Source organism: Acinetobacter sp. UNC436CL71CviS28 (assembly GCF_000620525.1).
GTDB classification, from domain to species: Bacteria; Pseudomonadota; Gammaproteobacteria; order Pseudomonadales; family Moraxellaceae; genus Acinetobacter; species Acinetobacter radioresistens.
In genome coordinates this window covers 1-17344 of the sequence record NZ_JIBB01000014.1, presented here as the reverse complement: position 1 = coordinate 17344, position 17344 = coordinate 1, and the positions used below count along the sequence as shown (strand labels likewise).

Sequence of the window (17344 nt, the reverse complement as noted above, 5' to 3'; positions counted from 1 at the left end):
AGCACACATTTAAATCTAAAAATAAATATGTGTGAAGTTCAAAAGCGTTTTTTATGGTAATAAGCCAATACCGGTCAGACCAGCATTTTCAGCAAAACCAAACATTAGGTTCATATTTTGTACCGCTTGACCCGCTGCACCTTTAACAAGATTGTCCTGAACCACTAAAATAACCAGTTTTGTTGGCTGTGGCTTATACAGGGCAATACGTAACTGGTTGGCACCACGTACACTACGAGTTTCAGGTGAGCTACTGGATGGCATTACATCAACAAACTGTTCATCGGCATAAAAGATTTCATAAAGTGACTGTAGATCAGTATTTTGTCCCTGTTCAGTTAAATCAACATAAATAGTACTGAACATACCGCGAATCATCGGTACCAGATGTGGAATAAACAGAATCTGGTCAAATACACCGCTCTGGCCAGAAATGTTCTCTAACGCCTCTACTATCTCTGGATGATGACGGTGACCGGCAACACCATAAGCTTTAAAATTATCGGCATTTTCGCTGTAAATCATGCCAAGACTGGCTTTACGACCCGCCCCTGAAACGCCAGACTTAGCATCAATAATAATACTGGCTGGTTTAACCAGCTCTTGTTCAGATTTAAATAGTGGCGCCAGACCAAGTTGAACCGTAGTTGGATAACAGCCCGGATTTCCTACTACCTTAGCCTGCTTGATTTTTTCACGGTTAAGTTCGGTTAAACCGTAAACTGATTCAGTCAATATATCCGGACAGCTATGTTCCAGACCATACCATTTCTCGAACTGCTGTAAGTTCTGTAAACGGAAGTCAGCTGCCAGATCAATCACTTTGGTATTAGCAGCAACCAGCTCGGCAGCGTGCTTCATGGCAACACCGTGCGGTGTGGCAAAAAACACCACGTCACAATGTTTCAGGACATTCATATCCAAGTCTGAAAACTGGAGATCGGTATAGCCGCGCAGACTTAGGAACATGTCATCTACACGCTTGCCTGCTTCTGTACGTGAGGTGAGTACACTGACTTGAACATCGGGATGCCGTAATAAAAGACGTAGCAATTCAACGCCTGTATAACCTGTACCACCCACAATTCCGACAGAAATCACTCTTATTTCCTCAAGGTTTACCTAAACCCGGCTAGTATGGCAGTTCATCTCATTTTCTACAATGTGCAACTGCATCAGATCACAGTCTATATATACCACCAGCCAGGTAACTTATAACTCTTAAGCTGCTGGCGGTGCACCAGATAATCTGGATCATGCCGCGCCACTTCTGCCCAAAACAGAGGACTATGATTAAAATGCCGGGTATGTGCCAGTTCATGAATACACAAGTAGCACACCAGTTGCTCTGGCATTAATATCGCGCCTGCATGCAGCATAATATCATGTACGCTGCTGCAACTCCCCCACCGGGTCTTGGGCTGGCGAATACTGCATGTTTTATACGGCAACCCAATTTCCTGACTTATGGATTCGAGATAATCAGGTAGCAGCTGCTTTGCCTGATCTATTACACAGGCTTTTAAGCTATGTTCAGGGTGATTCTGATTAATAAGAATCTGCTGCTCTATATTTAAAATAAAAGAGTTTTTTTGCGCACATTGCTTTATTGCAAGCTCAGCAGGGCAATTAAAAAATTTTATAGACTCTGGAATAGAAAACAGATCTGGTATCTGGCTCTGCTGTTTATGCCATGTCTCTAACAACCAGTTCTCTGCCTGAGATAAAAACTGTTCTATCTGTTTCTTAGTACAACGCAGAGGTACAGTGAGCCGCACCCCTTGTGGTTCGACACGCAAGCGCAAACGCTTTGCTGTTGCATGCCGAACAATTCTGATTTCAGGTAATTCAGCCTGCTGCATTAAATGGCTGTACGCTCTTCAATGCCATTATTGGTGGCCACAATTGCAATATCAGCTTTGTTGATCGCAAATATACCGTTGGTTACCACTCCAGGAATATTATTGATGGTTTTTTCAAGTTCGAGTGCGTTCAAGATATTCAGATTATAGATATCCAGAATCACATTACCATTATCTGTAATCACCCCTTCACGATATACCGGATCGCCACCCAGACTTACCAGTTTACGCGCTACTGCAGAACGTGCCATAGGAATGACTTCTACAGGCAAAGGAAAATCACGGCCCAGCTGTTCTACCCACTTCGAGTCATCTACAATACAAACAAATTTCTTGGCAATTGAAGCAACAATCTTTTCACGAGTCAGTGCTGCACCGCCCCCTTTAATCATATGCATATGACGGTCGATTTCATCTGCACCATCGACGTAGGCATCCAGACCGCCAACATGGTTCATGTCAACCACTTCAATGCCCAGTTTTTTCAGTCGCTCTGCTGTTGCATTAGAACTGGCCACTGCTGCTTCAAGTTGCAGCTCTGGCAATAACTCGATCAGGAAATTAACCGTGCTCCCTGTGCCTACGCCCAAAATACCGCCTCGAGGCAAATGTTTTAGCGCCGCTTTGGCAGCTGCCTGTTTTTTTTCATCTTGGGTGGTATACAGACTCATGACTTCACTCAACTATTTTTAGCAAATTGGCCAATTAAACGGCGCAAATGTACAGGGGTTTGTTACAATAAGCCCCTATTTTAAACTGTTAGATGGAAGATTAACATGCTGTCTCGTTTGGTTCGACAAATTTTACAAGCAACGGTTTATGATGTTGCAATCGAAACCCCACTCGAAGCAGCGCCACGAATTAGTGAAAAACTAAACAACAATATTCGCTTTAAACGTGAAGACTTACAGCCAGTTTTTTCATTTAAGCTGCGCGGTGCTTATAACCGCATTAGCCAATTACCCAAAACTCAGCTAGAACGTGGCGTAATTACAGCTTCAGCAGGTAACCATGCCCAAGGTGTTGCCCTGTCTGGAAAGAAACTGGGAATTCGTGCCATTATTGTTATGCCAAAAACCACACCAGATATTAAAATTCAGGCTGTAAAACGCCTTGGTGGTGAAGTGGTTCTGCACGGCGATTCTTTTGATATTGCCAACAAATATGCAATTCAACGTGCATCAGAAGAAGGTGTGACTTTTATCCCGCCTTATGACGATGAACTGGTTATGGCCGGACAAGGGACCATCGCCAATGAAATTTTGCGCCAGTGGCGTGATGTAGAATATGTATTTGTTGCAGTAGGTGGCGGTGGCCTGATAGCAGGTATAGCTGCCTATTTAGGTGATGTTGCGCCACATGTAAAAGTGATTCCTGTCGAATATGATGAATCAGCCTGTTTAAAGGCAGCCCTAGAATCTGGTGAGCGTGTAATTTTGCCATCGGTAGGCCTGTTTGCAGATGGTACAGCCGTAGCACAGATTGGTGAAAAGCCTTTTGAAGTAATCCGCTTGCAGAAATCTGATAATTCGGGCCCGATTGTTGAGCCTGAGGTTGTTCTGGTAAATACAGACGAAATTTGTGCAGCAATTAAAGAAACATTTGATGAAAACCGCAGTATTGTCGAACCTTCGGGTGCAATGGCATTGGCAGGTATTAAAAAGTATATTGAACAGCATAAACTGACTGGTAAAAATATTGTGTCTATTGTTTGCGGTGCAAACATGAACTTTGACCGATTACGCTATATCGCTGAACGTACAGAACTGGGGGAACGTCGTGAAGCAATCTATGCTGTAACCATTCCTGAACAGAAAGGTGCCTTTTTACAATTTTGCCGAACCCTGCAAGGTCGTAATATTACTGAATTTAACTACCGCGCCAGTGAAAGTGACTCGGCACAGGTTTTTGTGGGCATCAGTTTAAAAGGTGGTGAAGCAGAACGCCATGAAATCCATAACCTGCTAAAAGAAAGTTACGAGGTGGATGACCTGTCCGATGATGAAGTTGCCAAGCTGCACATCCGCTATTTGATTGGTGGCCATGCCAATATTGAAAATGAGCGCCTGTTCCGGGTAGAGTTTCCGGAACGTCCAGGTGCCCTGCTGACGTTCCTTGAACGCCTTGGCCCGACTCATAATATTACCCTGTTCCACTACCGCAACCATGGCGCAGCTGAAGGACGGGTCCTGGTGGGTATGGAGGCGACAGATGCCAAGCAGAATCCGGACGGAATAATTGAAACCTTGAAAACAATCACTTATCCGTATGAGGAAATAACTCATAATATTGGCTATAAGCGTTTTCTTAAATAGTTTTTGGTAAATAGAAGCCGGCCTAGAGCCGGTTTTTTATTTTATATCATTTTATTTAAGCCTACCCGTTTGGGGTTTTAATACACTTTAAAATTTTCTTTTTTATTAAGGTAATACCCTGTATTTTTTGTAACACAGCAACCTCAAAACAATTAAAACTAAAGTGATATTATCACGCTGTATAATAGATTAAGCTTTGTACTCTTTACAGTGCAGACTTTAGAAGAAAGATAGCAGGTTTTCTGAATGGCTTTATTTACCGTAATTGGTCTGGGTAGCTTTGGAGCTACTGTCGCTACCGAACTTACCCGCCTCAAGCATGACGTGATTGGTATAGATCTGGTTAAACGTCACGTTGAAAATATTGGTGACCAGTTATCACATGCAGTGATTGCGGATGCGACTGATGAACATGTGCTCGAAGAGCTTAATATTCAGGATTGTGATGCTGTCGTAGTGGCAATTGGTGAGGATATTGAAGCCAGTATTTTATGTGTTCTACACCTGAAAAACATGGGGGTAAACAAGATCTGGGTGAAAGCCAAGACCAAGGCACATCATATGATTCTGAGTCATTTAGGCATCGACAAGATCATTCACCCTGAAGAAGATATGGGGGTCAGGGTCGCCCAAGCTTTAAATTATCCTATGGTCAGCCGTTACATGGCACTTGAGGATGATCATTTTATAGTTCGGATCAATATTGAAAATAAACTTGAAGGTGTGCATCTGTTTGGCCTGATTAACCAGGTCGCAAAAGTTCATCTGCTGCTTTTAAAGCGCGGCAAAGAAATTTTTTATGAGCCTGCTCCAGATTTCACTTTAAAGTATGGGGATATTTTAATCATAGAAGGCTCTCTGGAGCAGCTCCAAAGACTTTCAATGCGTTTTCTCTAACATGCATTTTCCTAATTTTAGACATCTCACACAACGAACTATTAACCTGAGCCCTCCTACACTCCTGGCTTTAGGATTTTTAAGTTTCATTCTGGTTGGAACCCTGTTGTTGCGCCTGCCTATCTCTCACCACGGCCATTTGAGCTGGATGGATGCATTATTTACTGCTACATCGGCAGTTACAATTACTGGTTTATCCACCATCAGTGTTCATGACTCTCTAACAGGTTTTGGCCAGACAGTACTCTTGCTCCTTATTCAGAGCGGGGGCCTAGGTTTTATGACCTTTGCCATTTTGGCAGCACTGAGCCTTTCTCCTAAAGTACGTCTCAGACAGCAGATGATGGCACAAACTGCTACCGGACAAACCAATCTGTCTAAAGTCACTTTTATAGCCAAAGGCGTTTTTTTCTATACTTTATTTTTTGAGCTCATCGGCACAGTCATATTAACGGTATTATTTACGCCTGAATACGGCTTTCCAACTAGCCTGCATTATGCAATTTTTTACAGTATTTCTTCATTTAACAATGCCGGTTTTTCTATTTTTGGCGATAGCCTGATGAGCTTTGAAGGGCAATATCTGGTTTACTTGGTTATTAGCCTGCTCTATATCATTGGAGGAATCGGTTTTATTGTACTCATGGATATAAAACGCTCTAAAAGCTGGAGCAAACTTAGCGCCAACAGCAAGCTGGTATTGAGTTCCATTGCCATTATCAATCTGTTGGCTTTTATAGTGATCTGGATGTTAGAAGCAACCAATTATCAGACGTTCGGTCAACTAAATCTGGGTGAACAGGCTGTACATGCTTGGTTTCAGGCCACTGCGCCACGTTCCTCTGGCCTAAATACCATTGATACAGGTTCAATGACGAGTACTTCGACGTTAGTGGTGATGTTATTGATGTTTATTGGAGGCGGCTCTCTCAGCACGGCAGGTGGTATTAAAGTAAGTACATTTGTAGTCTTACTGCTCAGCGTAATTTCTTTCTTGCGTCGTAATGAGGAAGTCCGTACTTTTAACCATTCAATCTCACAGGAAACCACAGTGAAGGCACTGGCCGTCGCCATGATTACCTGCATTTTAATCTTTGGAGGATTTTTCCTGATTCTTCTGCTGGAACCCCGGCAAAACTTTTTGGATCTGCTATTCGAAATTGTCTCTGCTGCATGTACTGTAGGTTTATCGCGCGGGATTACCGGTGAACTGAGTTCTGGCAGCTTAATGATCCTTATTTTTCTGATGTATGCCGGCCGGCTTGGTCCTTTAACATTAGCATATCTGATTGCAACTCCAAAGAAGAGCCGGCTTAAGCACCCGCCAACCGATATCCAGATCGGTTAAATTAAAAAAACCACTCTTGAGAGTGGTTTTTTACAGTAGGGCTCTAGTACCAGTTCATGAGTGAAACACCCAGACCCACATAGGTAGCACGGTGATTATAATCAATCAAGCTCTCGCCATAACCATCAAACAATTGAAAATGTCCACGCAATTTGCCGCTAATTGGGAATGCCCAGTCAAATTGGGCAGCACCATGTGAGTCATCGCCTCCTTTTAAAGAGTGCCGCAACATCAAAGAGAAATCATGATCTTTCCAGCGATAGAAGGCCGTTAAATCTCCACGGCCGATGTAGTCATCAATATCTGCATTGTTGTCATCACTTGCATTTTCCTCAATACGGTACCAAGGTCGCAGCATAAGAGCAAAATTTTCACGCTCAAGCCCGACATTCATAATGATACGGTTCCAGCTACGCGATAAAGGATCTGCACGGCCGTTAGACTGGTGATTAAAAGTCAAACCCAGTAACCGGCCGTTTAAACCTAGCAAATTATAATTCGTGCGGAACATCAGGCTGACTTCAGGTTCATAATTAGTTTCCCGAAACGGACGGGATTCATCTTCGTTATATACCTGCCAGCGTGACGACTGGGTATAACCTAACCATAGGTCGCCATTATCACCAAATATATTTTCTGCCGCTTTGGTTTTAAAGGAAATCTGGAACTTGGCTTCAATTGACTTAAGGTCCTGTGCATCTTCTGCAGAGACTGTATTTTCAGGATTTGGACTCGAAGGTGTTTCATTTTTATCGCTGGTCCAATAAGCTGGCAGCAAATAGACTGGCTGGTGCGCACGAATATTCCATGTACCGAGCTTGCTTTCTGGAGAAAGCTCCCAACGGCGGTCCAGCAATGAAACATTCGGATCAATTTTTGGATCTTCTACTGCTTTGCGTTGAGCCACCACTAAAGGTTTTTCTGCTTCGGGTACCACAAACAATGCATCATAACAGGCCAGACGATCTGCATTGGAAGCAAGTCCTACACATGCTTGTGCACTCGCAGGTTTAGCCGCCGCAGGATCTTCCGCATGGCTTGTAGACACCACCACCACGCCAAGTATCGCAAGGATACCCAGCTGAAGTGAGGGCCGTTCAAAGGCTTTGAACGACATTTTATTCTCCAGTTTTCAGTTTTATTTATTTGACTTGTTTAATTTCAAAACCGAGTTGTACTAATTCATCACGCTTTGCAAATGGTGCAACCACCGCTCTAACCGGTTTCTGACCGGTCAGATAAATATTTACAACCCGTTTCAGATCATCAAAAGTAGTCTGTAATATACGCTGACGCAAGATTTTTCTAAAGGCTGGCGTACGTTCATGCAGTAATGCATAACATGCTGTAATAGCTTCACCCGCTGGAGAACCCGGCTTATCCATACTGGCAACCAAACCAAGAATAGCCTCTTCTAACTGGTGTGGTTTTTGTTCAGCATTAAATAACCAGTTCAAGCTTGAATCAAAGTCGTTGAAAGTTTCTGCGAGACGTGGATCGCGATAACTATAGAAACGGAAACTGCAAGCATTACCATCATAGCTGGCTCCTCCACCATAAGCCCCACCTTTTTCACGAATAGCGCTATGCAAAAAGCCGTTACGCAAGTATGCAGCCAATACCATTAGCGGTGCAGCATCTGGGTGGGAGACTTCAACAGCCTGATAAGCTGAGGCACAGAACTGAACATTAGACTGGATTAACCAGGCTTCATCCGCGTTATTATCTTCGAATTTAACCTGAGTCAGCTCAGCTTGAGTTTGATCTACAGCCAGTTTATTCCATACGTCCTGGATTTCTTCCAACAAGCGTTCAGTCTGGTGTTCTTCACACACCAGCAAAAACTGTTTAGGAGCCTGTAACAGTTTGCGATGAATTAACTTCAACTCATCAATAAGGCGATGATACTCTGCCTCATCTTTTTCAATCTTGCTGACCAGATCTGTCATCCAGTTGAGCGCACCCAGTCCTGTCGTATGGTAATCACGACGAGCCAGTGCACTCATGTTACGTGACGCTGTTTGCATCGCATAACTATGTCCTGAGCCGGAAATCCGTGAATGCCAACGGGTTTTACGCTGTTGCAGAAGTTCTATGATACGGCTTTTTTCATCAAAACGAAGCTGCTCAAAAGCTAGCTTAAGTAGATGGATCGCATCAAATTTATTAACCAGTGACTTAGTGGTTAATGTCAGCCAGGCACTTATACGACCTTTATCATTAACTTTGCTGCGTAATGAAGCACCCATGCCTAACCCACCACTCACTGCAGTTTGCAGCTGTTGCAGTTCAAGATAGCCATACTCTCCTGCACCCACCTCACCCATCAGGACTGACAGCAAGTTAAAGTAAGGTGAATTTATTATCTCGTCAGGAATCTGGATCAGCACCTGCTGATAATAAATACCATTTGTTCCAGCATGGTAAAGATTTAAAGGGGTATCCAGATTATTACAGATAATTTCACGCAGCTGACCCTGTACAATGTGCAGCTCTTCAGGCACATCCTCCAAACCTACTTTAGGTAACAGGTCCAGATCATCTTCCATATTCTGACGTTGCTTCAATGCTTCTGTATTTTCCAGAATCTGTTTACGGTCTGCTTCAGACAATGTCTCAGCGAGTTTAGCCAGACGAGCTTTTTCAGCCTGCTCATCCTTTAGAGACTTTTCAGCATCAGGAACCAGCGTCAGTTGAACACGATGCGGGTTATCAAGCAGATAAGTCTGGATCAGGCTAGACAGCCACATTGGATCTTTTAGTTCTTCTCTTACCTGTTCAATCGCGCTGTCGACATCCCATACATGAATCGGGTCATTGTGATGAATAGCACTACTCAAACCATTCAAGATTAGACTGAGGCCATAAGGTGTACCATCACCACCAATTTCACGCTGATGCAGTTCGATCTGATGCAAAATTGCTTCAATCAGTTTTGACTCTACAGGTTTTGATGCCACTTCCTGCAAGATATTAAGTACGCCTTCTTTAAATGTCTGTGCATGCTCCGGATTAGAACCTTGCACTGCACAATAAAAAGTCATCTCAAAGTTGCTGTCATCTACTCCCATAAACGGGCCTGTAGACTGTGCATATCCACAGGTTTCCAGATAATGCCGTAAGGGTGAAGCCGAGTCTTCCAGTAATATGCCTTCAACCAGACGCATACCTAAACGCAATTTGATGTCACTAGCCTGAGGTAACAACCAGCCCAATACGTGATAAGTTTTATCTGTTAGCTCATCGCCATCTACTGCATAAGTTTCAGTAACCTCTATAGGGGCTGACAGGCGTTTTTCCGGAGTAGAATAGAGTGTTTTTCCAGGTTTAAACTTGTTTAAAGCCAGTGTTTCAAACTGTTCCTGCAACTCATACGCCGAAAGATTACCAAAAGTCATAAAGACTGCATTACTTGGATGATAATGCGACTTATAAAAATCGACTAGCTGCTCATAAGTCAGATCAGGAATGTCTTTAGGATCACCACCTGAATTATAATGATAAGTGGTTTGTGGGAATAAATGTTCTGCCAGCTGATGATACAACTGATCTGAAGGTGAACTCATCGCCCCCTTCATTTCATTAAAAACCACGCCTTTATAGACAGGCTGGTCATCTTCGAGCTCTACCCGAATACCTTCCTGAGCAAAATCCAGAGGATTCAGGTTTGCAGCAAAGGCTGCATCGAGATAAACAGATAACAGGTTCTGAAAATCTTTCTTGTTTTGGGTCGCAAACGGATAGGCTGTCCAGTCTGCCGCTGTAAAAGCATTCATGAAAGTATTTAATGAACGGCGGATCATTAAAAAGAATGGATCACGGACCGGAAATTTTTCTGAGCCACATAAAGCAGTATGCTCCAAAATATGAGCAGTACCTTTTGAATCCATGGGCTGGGTACGAAAAGCTACCAAGAATACGTTTTCATCATAGTCAGTGGCTAGATGGTAATGCACCGCCCCTGTAACCTTGTGTTTGTATTCAGACACTAAAATGTCTAGGGCCTCGACATGGTGTTGACGTACCAACTGAAACGCGGGATGAACAGTTTGATTAATGGTTTCAGTGACATCGACAGTCATGTGATCTCCTCATACTTTTAAAATATTCAATAAATTGCATTATACCTATAGTTTTAGTCACAATTCACGTTTTAAACCTGACTAAAACAATAGATTTTTAATGATGGCATGATCGGTTTTTTCAACCTTGTCTCAAATAAACAGTAGGTTTCAAGATGGCTAGATTCAGTATGGTCCTAATTCCAGTTCAGCTAAAGTAAAATAGTTGCTAACCCTCTATTTCAATAGGGAGGAATGAAGAACGCACCCCCTCTTTTAATAAACGTATTGAATTTTATTCATTAATCTATAAGAAACATAAGCATTAAGGTAAACTTGTTTTTTTATATGATAAATGGCGAGAAACATGGCGACTGTTGACCTTTTTGCAATTGGCAATGCATTAATTGACCAAGAATTTAGAGTTACTGATGAATTCCTCACTCAGCAGAATCTGCAAAAAGGTACCATGCAACTGGCCGAAGGTGATGTTCAGTCAGCCTTATATGAGAATCTGAAAGCAACCCAAGTTTATAAAGGTCAGGCAAGCGGTGGCTCAGCAGCCAATACAACGGTGGCATTTAGCGCCCTAGGCGGTAAAGCATTTTATGCCTGTCGTGTAGGTAATGATGAGCTTGGCCTAGTTTATCTTAACGGTTTAAATGCAGCCGATGTAAAAACCAGTGCCAAGTCAATTAGTGATGGTGTAACTGGTACCTGCATGGTACTCATCAGTGAAGATTCTGAACGTACCATGCAAACCTATCTTGGGATTACTGCTGAACTCTCGGAAACCCAGATTGATTTCTCGCCTCTTCAAACTGCAAAGTGGTTATATATTGAGGGTTATCTGTCAACCAGCCCCACTGCACGTGCCGCTGTACGTGAAGCACGTCGTATTGCTCGTACACATGGGGTAAAAATTGCGCTGACTTTATCTGATCCGGCTATGGTGCAGTATGCACGTGAAGGACTGGACGAAATGATTGATGACGGTGTAGACCTGCTATTCTGTAATGAACATGAAGCCATGATGTATACCGGCGCCTCAACTGCAGAGCAGGCCTTAGAAAAATTGAAATTTAAAAGTCGGTATGTTGTTATTACCCGCAGCGCACAGGGTGCAATACTTGCTACAGCCGAACAGCATTTGCAGGTACCAGGTCGTAGCGTAATCGCTGTAGATGCCAATGGCGCAGGTGATGCATTTGCTGGGGCTCTACTTTATGCTATGAATGCAGGTATGGATATAAAAACTGCGGCAGAACTGGCTATTTTAATTTCTAGTGAAGTGGTTGCAAATTTTGGCCCCCGGTTAACTCTGGAGCAATACCGTCAGCTCTTGCAAAAATTTAAAAAGGAAACTGCATAATATGGAAAGAATATGCTTGACTGAAGATATACCAGAACGTGAAGCCCGCAGCTATGAAACGGCTAATGGTGATAATATTTTTATCACCCAGCGCGACGGATGTTTTTATGCTTACCAGAATCTTTGTCCGCATCTGCAAACCGAGCTTGAATTTTTAGAGAACCAGTTTCTCGACCGTGATCAGGAATTCATAGAATGCTCGACTCATGGTGCCTTGTTCCTGGTCGAGACAGGAGAGTGTATTTCTGGTCCTTGTCAGGGTCAGTCGCTTGAGAAAGTTGCCATTAAGGTCCATTCTGACGGCGGCATTTATCTAGAAAATTAATTAAAGGTTCTGTCATGGCTGCGCTGCTGCTTAATTATTATTTGATGCCATTTAATGTCAGTTTATTGGCTTTAGTGTTGCTCAGCATGGCAGAAACTATCGGCATGCAGTTCGGTTTTCGGCCCAGCGATTTACTCAAACGCTTTATACCGGTCTGGATCTCGAACTCCCCCCTCTTCGATGTAAAGTTTTCCAAGGTTCTGATCTTTGTATTTTTGCTTATGAACTTTAGCTTTGCAGGGTATTTTTTGCAGTTCGTTTACTTCGCCAATCAACAGCAGCTGATTTCACCTTTTTATATTATTTTACCTGCTCTGATTATTGCAATTTTCTTTACCATGTTCATGATCCATTACCTGGATCAGGTGATTAAACCCAAGCTGAACCAAAAAAATACCAGCCTGCTGGGGCGACTGGCAACGATCTCTAGTGGTAGCGCAAGACCAGGCTTCTCAGCCCAGGCCAGAGTCAGAGATGAGTTTGGACAGCTACATTATGTACAGGTTGAGCCAGAATTTGGTGAATTGGAATTTCAGTCACAGGTAATCTTGATTCGGTTTAAAAAATCACATTATATGGCCAAGAAAATTTCCGAATCAAACCGCCTGTTCAATCCGGAATTATAGAGTCTTGATAAACCATTTAAAAAGTAAAATATATATAATTTTTCTACCATTGCATGGTAATAAAATTACAAGTCCAGTCCATCAATGACCTTATTCTCACGCAAAAGCTGTAATTGCTCTTCGGTTTTAAACTCTCGGAGAATCTGGCCAGTATGCTCACCCAGTCGTGGTGGTGCTTGCCAGTATTCTACTGGCGTATCTGATAATTTGATTGGCGAGCCTATAACTCTGAATGCAGGATTAAGCACATGGGGCAGCTTGACCAGCATCTGTCTTGCCTGTACTTGCGGCTCTGCAAATGCCTCTTCTATCGAATTTATCATACCGACTGGTACTTTCACTGCATGGATTCGCTCTACCCAATACTGGGCATTTTCTTGCAGAAAATAATCTGACAGTATACCCACCAGTTCATGCCGGTGTTTTACCCGGCTCTGGTTGGTTAAAAATTCAGAACGCCCTAATAAATCCTTCCGGTCAATAGCGATACATAGTTCCCTGAATTGTCTATCATTTCCACAGGCTACAATAAACTCTTTATCTTTCGCCCTGAAAGTCTGATAGGGAACAATATTTGGATGTGTATTTCCCATACGCTGGGGCGCTTTACCTGAACTCAGGTAATTCATCCCCTGATTCGCCAGACCGGCAATCTGCACATCCAGTAAAGACATATCAATGTATTGTCCCCGTCCAGTGTGCTGACGCGCCAGTAATGCAGCCTGAATCGCAATTGTGGCATATAACCCGGTTTGAAGATCTACCACTGCAACGCCTACCTTCTGTGCACCACCACCTGGTATACTGTCTGGTTCCCCAGTAATACTCATCAGGCCGGCCATACCCTGTATAATAAAATCATAGCCAGGTTCAGCAGCTCGTGGTCCATCCTGACCAAAACCAGTGATTGAACAATATACAAGTTGAGGATTTAAAACCTTAAGGCTGTCATAATCCAGTCCATAACGTACCAGTGAACCTGCCTTATAATTTTCAATTACTACATCGGCTGTTTTAGCCATCTCCCGGATCAGCTCCTGGCCTTCATGAGTGGCCATATCAATAGCGACTGAGTGTTTATTACGGTTTGTACACTGGAAATATCCCGATTCACGAGTTTGTTCTCCGTTTTGATCAAGCATCCAGGGTGGCCCCCACATACGAGTATCATCACCTGTACCTGGTCGTTCAACCTTAATTACTTCTGCTCCCAGATCTGCCAAAATCTGTCCACACCATGGTCCGGCCAGTACACGGCTCAGGTCCAGAACCCTTATTCCCTGCAATGCACCCATGTTTGTCTCCTTATATCAAAGAATTTATGCTTGCCTTTTACTGTTGTTGTGGATCATATTGCCGGTCACGAATAAACAGTCCTGGTAATACGCCTGCAATAAAATAAGCTGCTCCCATGACAATAAATGCCATCGTAAAAGTACCGCCCGAGGCTAAGAAACCGATCGTTGCAGGTGCAATTGCTGCCCCAACACGTCCAATGTTATAGGCACCACCAATGGCTGTACCACGTACATCCGTTGAGAACGACTCCGCCATATAGGTTGCATTGACTCCATACGGAATGCCATAAAGAAAGCCAAAGGTAATAAGCAGGTATAAAATATTATCTGGGGTATTAAAGAAAATAATGACCGGCAGGAAGATTGCACTGGCAATAGTACCGAATACGAAAACTGCCCGACGGTTAAACTTGTCAGCCAAGAAGCCCGCCAGAATTTTCCCAAGAATCATTGCAGTGTAAGAACCCACCATATAGCTGGTCAGGTTTTTAAAATTCATATGAACTTCAGTTTCCAGATAGCTAGGCATCCAGTTATTAATACCGTAATAGCCAAATTGCAGAAAAAATGCTGTCGTCATCCACAGTAAAAACATTTTTCGATGTTTAAAATTTCTAAAAATCTGTTTATAGATACTGCCGCCTTTTGGTGCTGCTTCTTGATCCTGAACTTGAGCAGTTCCCTGTAGCACCGCAATTTTATTGAGTTGCCATGATTTAGGTTCAGGCACGAAACGCTGCAAGAAAATATTGATAAATGCCGGAATAACGGTAATAAAAAATAAAACCCGCCAGCCATGTTCAGGAATAATAGAGCCGGCCAATAAAGTGGCTACGATATAGCCCACAGTTTGCCCGGTCTGTAATGTTCCGAGTACGGTGGTACGGTAAGTTGTTGGCACATACTCAGCCATCAGGGTATTGCAGGCCATATATAATGCGCCTATCCCGAGAGCACCGATAAAACGCAATGCCATAAACTGTTCAAAGGTTTGAGTAAATCCGAGCAAACAGGTAGCAACTGAAAAGAAGGTTACTGAATGAGCAATGGTACGTACCCGACCAAATTTATCACAGGCCCATCCACCTAACACACCACCAACACCCATACCGGCGAGTGATGCACTACCTAAGGCCCCTGCCTGAAAAGCGCTCAGACCAAAATCAGCTCTCAGACTGGTCAAACTGTAAGAAAGCAACATAATATCGATACCATCAACCACCATGGCAAAATAAGTAAATAACAGTGCAAATTTCCAGGTATGCGGTCCTATTTTTTCATAAGTCCCCAGATTAGACGGTAGATTTCCTTTTATAGGCTTGATCGCTACTTGTACTTCATTATTCATTTAATATTCCTCATTTTCTCAAATGAGTCATCGATGTCTTATCTTGTGTTCCATTGAAGACTTTTATTATTTTTCTTTAAGTACTATCCGTGTATGGAATCCTTGCCAAGAGAAGCTCATGATGAATCCTTAAGTCCGTGTCAGGTTCATTTTCAGGCAAAGCTTCGCCATGAAGATGCACTCAGGCATCTTCAGCAAATTTCTTGGAATGGTTTAGTTTGAAAAAGCAGCTATACCAGTTTGGGCACGACCCAAAATCAAGGCATGTACATCATGAGTACCTTCATAGGTGTTTACAACTTCCAGGTTAACCAGATGACGCGCTACCCCAAACTCATCACTGATACCGTTACCCCCCAGCATGTCACGTGCCAAACGGGCAATATCAAGCGCCTTACCGCAGTTATTACGCTTAATCAATGATGTGCCTTCAACTGAAGCAATACCCTCATCTTTCATACGACCAAAACGTAAAGCTACCTGTAAACCAAGGGCAATCTCAGTTTGCATATCTGCCAGTTTTTTCTGGATCAGCTGGTTAGCCGCAAGCGGGCGGCCAAATTGTTTACGGTCCATCGTATACTGATGCGCCGTATGCCAGCAAAATTCAGCAGCTCCCATGGCGCCCCAGGCAATGCCGTAACGGGCACTATTCAGGCAGGTAAATGGGCCGCGTAATCCCTGGACTTCTGGAAATGCATTTTCTTCTGGTACGAACACATTATCCATAACAATTTCGCCAGTAATCGATGCACGCAAGCCTACCTTGCCATGTATCGCCGGTGCAGATAACCCGTCCCAACCTTTTTCCAGAATAAAACCGCGAATTGGGCCAACATTTCCTTCAGTAGAAACTTCTTTTGCCCACACAACAAATACATCAGCAATCGGGCTATTAGTAATCCACATTTTTGCGCCTGAGAGTCGATATCCACCTTCTACCTTTTTAGCACGAGTTGACATGCTGCCCGGGTCAGAACCATGGTCCGGTTCAGTCAGACCAAAACAGCCAATGAATTCACCTGTAGCCAGTTTTGGTAAGTACTTCTGTTTTTGTTCTTCACTGCCAAATTCATTAATTGGCACCATCACCAATGAACTTTGTACACTGGCCATAGAACGATAGCCTGAATCCACTCGCTCAATCTCACGTGCAATCAGACCGTAACTGACATAATTTAAACCGGCACCACCGTACTGTTCAGGAATAGTTGGCCCGAGTAGTCCTAGCTCACCCATTTCACGAAAAATAGCAGGATCGGTTTTTTCATGACGAAACTGTTCCAGAACACGTGGCATAAGCTTATCTTGGCAATATGCAGCAGCTGTATCGCGAACCATACGTTCTTCTTCATTCAGTTGCTGTTCTAATAAAAACGGATCTTGCCAGTTAAAATGAACTTTAGCTTTTTTTTCAGTGTTGATCATCTGATTCATTGCGTCCTTTGCCTTGCTGAATATCTTATATTGATTTAATGCTATTCCTGTTCAGAACAGGCTTCAAACGATAATTTTTCATTCAGATATTCCTTTTACGCATATCTTGTATCGTGTTATAAGTTTTTTCTCTGTACACGACAAAAATAGATAACTCATTGAAATAATGTCATAATAATTGTTTTCTAACGACGAATACTATGACACATCTCAATGAGTTATATCTTATCTTAAACAAATATCTAAAATGGAACAAGTCACATTTAAAGTGCTTTGCGCTCATCATGCTTGTGATTATTTTAAAGCAAACATGTAATCTTTCTTCTGCATCTAAAGCCTTGCCCATCAAGTGCTTACCACAATCATTTTATCGACGTATGCAGCGCTTCTTTGCAGGTCAGTATTTTGATTATCGTCAAATTTCTCAGTTGATTTTCAATATGTTTTCATTCGAC

The 17344-nt window shown here is 42.9% G+C and carries 14 protein-coding genes and 1 pseudogene; 7 read left to right on the top strand and 8 right to left on the bottom strand.

Features of this window, described 5'->3' with window-relative positions; all coding sequences use genetic code 11:
- Positions 1-51: 51 nt before the first annotated feature.
- The 3 genes from argC to rpiA all read right to left on the bottom strand — a co-directional run bounded on the left by argC (position 52) and on the right by rpiA (position 2533).
- Positions 52-1107, bottom strand: a complete 1056-nt coding sequence (argC, locus tag N518_RS0106845) for an N-acetyl-gamma-glutamyl-phosphate reductase (RefSeq protein ID WP_171057111.1) — start codon at positions 1105-1107, stop codon at positions 52-54.
- A gap of 80 nt (positions 1108-1187) precedes the next feature.
- Positions 1188-1862, bottom strand: a complete 675-nt coding sequence (locus N518_RS0106840) for a SprT family zinc-dependent metalloprotease (protein WP_005025659.1) — start codon at positions 1860-1862, stop codon at positions 1188-1190.
- A complete protein-coding gene (gene rpiA / locus N518_RS0106835) occupies positions 1862-2533 on the bottom strand; it encodes a ribose-5-phosphate isomerase RpiA (RefSeq protein ID WP_005025657.1) in 672 nt (223 codons plus the stop codon). Before rpiA ends, N518_RS0106840 begins: the two co-directional genes overlap by 1 nt.
- Before the next feature lie 105 nt (positions 2534-2638).
- Here rpiA and ilvA point away from each other — a divergent pair, with 105 nt between their 5' ends.
- From ilvA to N518_RS0106820, 3 genes are all read left to right on the top strand, one after another.
- Positions 2639-4177, top strand: coding sequence for a threonine ammonia-lyase, biosynthetic (ilvA, locus tag N518_RS0106830; protein WP_026444096.1), 1539 nt, complete (start codon positions 2639-2641; stop codon positions 4175-4177).
- A gap of 246 nt (positions 4178-4423) precedes the next feature.
- On the top strand, positions 4424-5074 hold the full coding sequence (locus N518_RS0106825; protein WP_005014642.1) for a potassium channel family protein: 651 nt from the start codon (positions 4424-4426) through the stop codon (positions 5072-5074).
- Between the two features lies 1 nt (position 5075).
- A complete protein-coding gene (locus N518_RS0106820; protein WP_017401075.1) occupies positions 5076-6422 on the top strand; it encodes a TrkH family potassium uptake protein in 1347 nt (448 codons plus the stop codon).
- A gap of 43 nt (positions 6423-6465) precedes the next feature.
- Here the strand turns inward: N518_RS0106820 and N518_RS0106815 are convergent, their stop codons facing one another.
- Both N518_RS0106815 and N518_RS0106810 read right to left on the bottom strand, forming a co-directional pair.
- A complete protein-coding gene (locus tag N518_RS0106815; RefSeq protein WP_005025655.1) occupies positions 6466-7539 on the bottom strand; it encodes a phospholipase A in 1074 nt (357 codons plus the stop codon).
- A gap of 25 nt (positions 7540-7564) precedes the next feature.
- A complete protein-coding gene (locus tag N518_RS0106810; RefSeq protein ID WP_026444095.1) occupies positions 7565-10504 on the bottom strand; it encodes an insulinase family protein in 2940 nt (979 codons plus the stop codon).
- A 346-nt stretch (positions 10505-10850) separates the two neighbouring features.
- Between N518_RS0106810 and N518_RS0106805 the strand changes: the two genes are divergently transcribed.
- From N518_RS0106805 to N518_RS0106795, 3 genes are read left to right on the top strand one after another with little or no spacing between them, the layout of a single operon-like run.
- Positions 10851-11855: an adenosine kinase gene (locus N518_RS0106805; RefSeq protein ID WP_005025651.1), complete on the top strand. Its 1005-nt coding sequence runs from the start codon at positions 10851-10853 to the stop codon at positions 11853-11855.
- A 16-nt stretch (positions 11856-11871) separates the two neighbouring features.
- Positions 11872-12180 carry a Rieske (2Fe-2S) protein gene (locus tag N518_RS0106800; RefSeq protein ID WP_171054425.1) on the top strand — a complete coding sequence of 103 codons (309 nt, stop codon included), beginning with the start codon at positions 11872-11874 and terminating at the stop codon, positions 12178-12180.
- Between the two features lie 14 nt (positions 12181-12194).
- Positions 12195-12806, top strand: coding sequence for an OB-fold-containig protein (locus N518_RS0106795; protein ID WP_026444094.1), 612 nt, complete (start codon positions 12195-12197; stop codon positions 12804-12806).
- Between the two features lie 65 nt (positions 12807-12871).
- Here the strand turns inward: N518_RS0106795 and N518_RS0106790 are convergent, their stop codons facing one another.
- From N518_RS0106790 to N518_RS0106780, 3 genes are all read right to left on the bottom strand, one after another.
- The gene (locus tag N518_RS0106790; protein WP_017401077.1) at positions 12872-14101 is read right to left on the bottom strand and encodes a CaiB/BaiF CoA transferase family protein; all 1230 of its coding nucleotides are present in this window, start codon (positions 14099-14101) and stop codon (positions 12872-12874) included.
- A 37-nt stretch (positions 14102-14138) separates the two neighbouring features.
- Positions 14139-15452 (bottom strand): MFS transporter, encoded by a 1314-nt coding sequence (locus tag N518_RS0106785; protein WP_005025647.1) that lies wholly within the window; start codon positions 15450-15452, stop codon positions 14139-14141.
- Between the two features lie 213 nt (positions 15453-15665).
- Complete coding sequence (locus N518_RS0106780) at positions 15666-16889, bottom strand: acyl-CoA dehydrogenase (RefSeq protein WP_017401078.1); 1224 nt, start codon at positions 16887-16889, stop codon at positions 15666-15668.
- A gap of 200 nt (positions 16890-17089) precedes the next feature.
- On the opposite strand from N518_RS0106780, the pseudogene N518_RS16140 reads away from it, so the two are divergent.
- Positions 17090-17344 (top strand): annotated as a pseudogene (locus N518_RS16140) (IS4 family transposase); the annotation flags it as partial.